Source organism: Micromonospora sp. AB353, from assembly GCF_049538395.1.
GTDB classification, from domain to species: Bacteria; Actinomycetota; Actinomycetes; order Mycobacteriales; family Micromonosporaceae; genus Micromonospora; species Micromonospora aurantiaca.
The window spans coordinates 25,244-31,374 of sequence record NZ_JBMVFV010000070.1; the positions used below are offsets into that span (position 1 = coordinate 25,244).

The 6,131-nt window shown below is 74.4% G+C and carries 6 protein-coding genes; all 6 read left to right on the top strand.

The window, feature by feature from the left end:
- Positions 1-32: 32 nt before the first annotated feature.
- The 6 genes from ACPCK6_RS23460 (at position 33) to ACPCK6_RS23485 (ending at position 6,073) form a co-directional block, all read left to right on the top strand.
- The gene (locus ACPCK6_RS23460; protein WP_423482237.1) at positions 33-1,043 is read left to right on the top strand and encodes a 3-oxoacyl-ACP synthase III family protein; all 1,011 of its coding nucleotides are present in this window, start codon (positions 33-35) and stop codon (positions 1,041-1,043) included.
- Complete coding sequence (locus ACPCK6_RS23465) at positions 1,040-1,279, top strand: acyl carrier protein (protein ID WP_018786864.1); 240 nt, start codon at positions 1,040-1,042, stop codon at positions 1,277-1,279. The genes ACPCK6_RS23460 and ACPCK6_RS23465 overlap by 4 nt, the downstream gene beginning before the upstream one ends.
- The gene (locus ACPCK6_RS23470; protein ID WP_396881443.1) at positions 1,276-2,178 is read left to right on the top strand and encodes a thiamine pyrophosphate-dependent dehydrogenase E1 component subunit alpha; all 903 of its coding nucleotides are present in this window, start codon (positions 1,276-1,278) and stop codon (positions 2,176-2,178) included. Before ACPCK6_RS23465 ends, ACPCK6_RS23470 begins: the two co-directional genes overlap by 4 nt.
- Entirely contained in the window at positions 2,175-4,235 is a 2,061-nt protein-coding gene (locus ACPCK6_RS23475; RefSeq protein WP_423482238.1) for a 2-oxo acid dehydrogenase subunit E2, read from the top strand. Before ACPCK6_RS23470 ends, ACPCK6_RS23475 begins: the two co-directional genes overlap by 4 nt.
- Positions 4,236-4,359: 124 nt before the next feature.
- Positions 4,360-5,406 carry a class I SAM-dependent methyltransferase gene (locus ACPCK6_RS23480; RefSeq protein WP_423482239.1) on the top strand — a complete coding sequence of 349 codons (1,047 nt, stop codon included), beginning with the start codon at positions 4,360-4,362 and terminating at the stop codon, positions 5,404-5,406.
- Between the two features lie 97 nt (positions 5,407-5,503).
- Entirely contained in the window at positions 5,504-6,073 is a 570-nt protein-coding gene (locus ACPCK6_RS23485) for a hypothetical protein (RefSeq protein WP_423482240.1), read from the top strand.
- Positions 6,074-6,131 lie beyond the last annotated feature (58 nt).

The window sequence follows — 6,131 nt, forward strand, 5'->3', positions numbered from 1 at the left end:
GCAGCGGCGGATCTGCGGCGGGACGGTCGAGCATGAGCTTCGGGCTGGTGTCCTTCGGTGAGGCGCTCGGCGACCCGGCGCCCGTCGCCGACGTGGTGGCGCAGTACACCGACGACGTCAACCGCGTCCTCGGGTACGGCTACCGGCGGGTGCACCGTGCCGCGCCGGACATCGGTCTGACCGACCTCGCCGAGCGGGCCGCCCGCCGCGCCCTGGACGCCGCCACCCTGCCCGCCGCACGCGTGGACCTGCTGGTGCTCGCCGTCACCGACCTGACCGAACACCTCTACTGGGACGCCGCCGCCGACCTGGCGTACCGGCTCGGCGCGGCCGGCGCCGAAGCGGTGCTGCTCACCCAGGCGTGCACCACCGGCGTGCTCAGCCTCGACACCGTCGCCGGAAAGTTCGCCACCCACCCGGAGTACGCCACCGCGCTCGTCGTGGCCGCCAACCGGACCTGCGAGGCGTACTGGAACCGGATGGACACCCAGCCGATGGTGTTCTCCGACGGCGCGGTGGCCACAGTGGCCCGGCGCGGGCACCCCCGGCTGCGCTGGCAGGTCACCGAGGCCGCCACCGACGGCCGCTACGCCGGGTTCTACCGGCTCGACGGCGGTGGCGCGGCGGCGCCGTTCGCACCCGGCGCCGAGCCGCCCGCCGCCCGCGACGTGTGGCACGTGATGGAGTTCTTCGACTACGACCCCGAGCAGTTCGCGCAGTACGCCCGCCACCTCGACGAGCGGATGGTGCGGGTCACCGAACGCGCCTGCGAGCGGGCCGGCGTCACCGTCGCCGACCTGGCGCGGCTGATCCTGGTCGCCGACAACGAACGCGCCATGACCTCACTCGCCGAGGCCCACAAGGTGCCGCCGGAGCGGACCAACCGGGCACTGGCGGCCGAGTACGGGCATCTCGGCGCGGCGGATCAGATGTTCGGACTGAGCCGCCTGCTCGACGCCGGTGAGCTGCACGACGGCGACCGGGTCGCGTTGATCTCGTTGGGCCGGGGCACCCACTGGGCCTGTACGATCATCGAGGTATGAGCATGTCCAGCCGGCTGGTGCGGCTCGTCGCCGACGTGCTGGAACTGCCCGTCGACCAGGTCGACGCGCAGACCGGCCCCGCGACCACCGCCGCGTGGGTGAGCCTGCGTCACCTCCAGATCGTCGCGGCCGTCGAGGACGCGTACCGGATCTCGCTGACGCCCCGGGAGATCCGCACCGTGCGGTCGGTGGCCGACCTGCGCGCGCTGCTCGCCCAGCGGGGCGTGCCGGAGTGAGCGCCGCGCCGGCCCCGCTCGACGACGCCGACCTGCACGCGGGGCTGCTCATCCGCCGCTTCGAGGAGCACCTGCTGCGCCTGTACGCCGACGGCCACCTGGCCGGCACCACGCACACCTGCCTCGGCCAGGAGTACGTCCCGGTCGCGCTGGCCCCGCTGCTGACCGGCGACTTCGTGTTCAGCAACCACCGCGGCCACGGGCACTACCTGGCGCACTGCGGCGACCCGGAGGGCCTGCTGGCGGAACTGCTCGGCCGCGAGGGCGGGGTGTGCCACGGGTACGGCGGCAGCCAGCACCTGCGCCGGGACCGGTTCCTGTCCACCGGTGTGCAGGGGGAGAGCCTGCCCGCCGCGGTCGGCGTGGGACTGCACCTCAACCGCACCGGGCAGGACGCGATGGTGGTGGCGTACATCGGCGACGGCACCTGGGGTGAGGGCGCTGTCTACGAGGCCCTGAACATGGCCGCGCTGTGGCGGGTGCCGCTGCTCGTCGTGGTCGAGCACAACCGGATCGCCCAGTCCACCCCGACCACCGCGCAACTCGCCGGCACCATCGCCGGCCGGGTCGCCGGGTTCGGCATCACCGTCAGCGAGTCCGACTCGCTCGACCTCACCGAGGTACGCGCCGCCGCCGCGCCGCACGTCGAGCGGGTCCGCGCCACCCGGACGCCGCACGTGCTCGTGCAGCACACGGTCCGGCTCGGCCCGCACAGCAAGGGCGACGACACCCGGCCCGCCGACGAACTCGACCGGCTGCGCCGCCTCGACTGGCTCCAGCGGTACGCCGAGGCGTACCCGGAGCGGTTCGCGGCCGCCGACGCGCGGGCCCGGCGGCGGGTCGCGGAGGTCTCGGCCGAGGTGCTGGCCCGGCCGCTCGCGGGCGGAGCGGCGGCGTGAGCCGCGCCGAACGGGTCAGCCGCAACCTCAACCGGGCCCTGCACGCGTTGTTCGCCGCCGACGAGCGGGCCTGGCTGCTGGGCGAGGACGTCGCCGACCCGTACGGCGGGGCGTTCAAGGTGACCCAGGGACTCTCCACCGCCTACCCGGACCGGGTGCTGTCGACGCCGCTGAGCGAGAACGGCATCACCGGTGTCGCGGGTGGCCTGGCGCTGTGCGGCGACACAGTGATCGTCGAGATCATGTTCGGGGACTTCGCCGGCCTCGCCTTCGACCCGATCCTCAACCTGATCACCAAGTCCGTCGCCATGTACGGCGAGCGCACCCCGATGCGGGTGGTGATCCGCTGCCCGGTCGGCGGCGGGCGCGGCTACGGCGCGACGCACAGCCAGAGCCCGCAGAAGCACTTCATCGGCATCCCGCACCTCGCCCTCTACGAGCTGTCCCCGCTGCACGACGCGGCCGACGTGCTGGCCGCCGCGCTGCGCCGCGACGAACCGGCGATGCTGTTCGAGGACAAGATCCTCTACACCCGGCGGCGGTACGTGGACGGCCGCGTCGACGACCGCCTCGCCTTCGAGCTGCGCGGCGCGGACGGCAACTGGGCCCGCGTCCACGACCCGGACGCCACCGGCGCGCCCACGCTCGTCATCGCGCCCGGCGGGGTCGCCGACCGGGCGATAGCCGCCGCCACGCGGGCCGCCGAGCGGGGACGTCCGGTCGAGGTGCTGGTCCCGGCGCGGCTCTACCCGGTGGACGTGGACGGCCTGCGCGACCTGCTCGACGGCGCGCACGGCGTGATCGTCGCCGAGGAGAGCACTGCGGGCGGTACGTGGGGGAGCGAGGTCGCCGCCCGCCTGCACGCCGAGGCGTGGCCGCTGCTGCGCGGCCCGGTCGAGCTGGTCAGCTCCGCCGACCGGGTCATCCCGTCCGCGCCGCACCTGGAGCAGGCGGTGCTGCTCGGCACCGACGCGATCCTGGACCGGATTATGCGCCTGCCCGCCCCGACGACGGCGGCCGGCGACCGGGGTGGACGGACTGACCCCGCCCCGGCGGATCCGGCCGGCGTGTCTCCGGGCGTCCCGGTGGACGTACCGCGGCTCAACCCCAACGACGACAGCTACGTGCTGCTGGAATGGCTGGTCGCGGACGGCGCCACCGTCGAGGCCGGCGAGCCGGTCGCGGCGGTCGAGACGTCCAAGGCGATCGAGGAACTCGCCGCGACGCAGGCCGGCGTGCTGCGTCAGGACGTGGCCGCCGGCGCCGACTGCGTCCCGGGCACACCCATCGGCCGGATCCTGCCCGAGTCGGCCGTGCCCGCGTCGGTGGATACGCCGGGCGCGCCCGCTGCGGCGTACCCGGAGCCGGTCGAGGCCGTGGGGACGCGGACCGTGCCGCCGGGACGGCCGTTGCCACCGGCGCAGCGCCGCATCGTCGACGTGGTGTCCACCTCGCACCGGGAGATCCCGGTGGCCTTCACCGCCGTCCGCGTCGACGTGACGGCAGCGCTCGCGTACGCCCGCCGCGCCGCCGACGAGACCGGCGCGACGGTCGGCCTGACCGAGGTCGTCATCGCCGCCGTGGCCGCGCTGCACGAGCGGTTCGGCGGCCTCTACGCCCGGCTCACCGGCGACGGGCTGGTGGTCGACGCGGAGGCGCCGTCGATCGGGCTCACCGTGGACGTCGGCACCGGACTGTTCCTGCCGGTGATCCGTGACGCGGCCGGACTGGACCTCGGCGACCTCGCCGACGCCGTGGTCGCGCTGCGGATGAAGGCGCTGCGCGGCCGGCTCCGCGAGGAGGACATGGCCGGCATGAACTTCCTGGTCGCGCTCAACGACACACCCGGTGTCACGGTGGCCCGGCCGGTCGTCCCGCCCGGCGTCACCTGCGCCCTGTCGGTGCCGGACGTGCACCGCGAGGTCGTGCTCGACGGCGACGGCGGGGTACGCGAGCGGACGGTGGCGGACCTGGGTCTGGCGTACGACCACCGGCTCGTCAACGGGGCGCAGGCCGGGGCGTACCTGGCCGCGCTCGGCGAGATCCTGCAACGTTGACCGGCACTGCGGCCCGGCCGCCGTGCGGTCGTGGCGCGCGCCGGTTGCGACGCCGGACCGGTGAGAACCGTGCGACAACGGTGCCTCTGGCCGGGGGACGACCGAACCTGCATCATAGATGTCCATGAGTGGGCAGCAGTCCGCGGCCCGGTGGCGCACGTCGGTGACGGGCCCGCAGCGCGACCGATGGGCCACTGTGCTCGGTCACGTCACGTCCGCGATCCCGGCCGGCACCGCCTACGTCCTCGTCGAGGGAAACGAGCGCGACGCGACGGTGCTGGCCGACCGGCTGGCCGCCGCCCTGCGCGACGCGGGCCGCCCGCGCATACGACTCAGCCGGGCGATCTGCGCCGGCCCCGCCGACCTGCGGGGCGGACTCACCCCCGGTTCCGTCGTCATCGCCGCCGGCCCCGCCTGGCGGGCCCAGCTGCCCACCGGCCACTGGCACCTGACGATCCGGGTGCGCGGCGCCTCCCCCGAACGCGGACGCCGCCACCGGAGCGGTGCCGCCGACATCGTGGTCGACCTGGGCGACCCCGCGTGGCCTGTCATCCGGCACATCGGCGCCTGGTTCACCCACACCGACGCCTGGTACCGGACGGAGACGCAGGCCTTCTTCGCCGCCCGCGCCGCCACCTGGGACACCGGCTCCGGCGCCGACCTCGCCGCGTACGCCGCCGCCGTCACCGAGGCCGCCATCCCCGCCGGGGCCAGCGCCCTCGACGTCGGCTGCGGAACCGGCCGCGCGCTTCCGGCGCTGCGCGACGCCGTCGGACCCACCGGCACCGTCCTCGGCGTCGACCTGACCCCCGCCATGATCGACGTCGCGCGCTCCCGCGCCCACGCCGCCGACGCCGCGCTCGCCCTGGCCGACGTCCGCCGTCTCCCCCTGCCCGGCTGCGCCGTCGACGCCGTCTTCGCCGCCGGCCTGCTCCTGCACCTGCCCGACACCGATGCCGGGCTGCGTGAACTCGCCCGCGTCACCCGCCCCGGCGGCCGGCTCGTCCTCTTCCATCCCTCCGGCCGCGCCGATCTCGCCGGTTGCGGCACGCAGCCCGGCGATCCCCTCACCGAGACGTCCCTGCGCCTCGCCGCGCACCGCACCGGATGGCACCTCACCGGCTACGACGATCCGCCGCACCGGTTCCTCGCTCTCGCCACGCGGCGATGACCCCGGCCGGATGAGCAATCTGGGAGAAGAGGGCTCACCCCATGACGTCTAGCGTCGATGCGTGTACGTTCCGTGATCGCCGACGAGGGGATACCGCATGTCGAACGGGTTCATCGGCGCGCTCAACGGTCGTCATCACCGCGTGGCACTGTCGGGCTTCATGGTGGTCGTGCTCGCCCACTGGGCGGAGCATCTGGTTCAGGCGTACCAGATCTGGGTGCTCGGCTGGCCCCGTCCGCAGGCACGGGGCGTCCTCGGTGAGTTCTACCCCTGGCTGGTCACGTCCGAGGTGATGCACTACGCGTACGCGCTGCTCATGCTCGTCGGTCTGTTCCTGCTGCGCCCGGGGTTCGCCGGGCAGGCGCGCACCTGGTGGACGATCGCCCTGGCCCTCCAGTTCTGGCATCACATCGAGCACCTGCTGCTGCTGATCCAGGCGCAGACCGGGCACTTCCTGTTCGGCAACCCGGTGCCCACGAGCCTGCTCCAGGTGGTCTATCCGCGCGTCGAGCTGCACCTGTTCTACAACTCCGTCGTCTTCATCCCGATGGTCGTCGCCATGTACCGGCACCTGCGGCCCTCCGCCGCCGAGGAGCAGGCCATGGTGTGCACCTGCGCCGGCCGCCGGGTCGCGCCGGCGCTGGCGGTGACGCGGGGTGGTGTGTGACCCGCGTCCGGTGGGCGTCCGCCGTCGTCGTGGGCCTCGCGGTGCTGCTCGGCTGGAC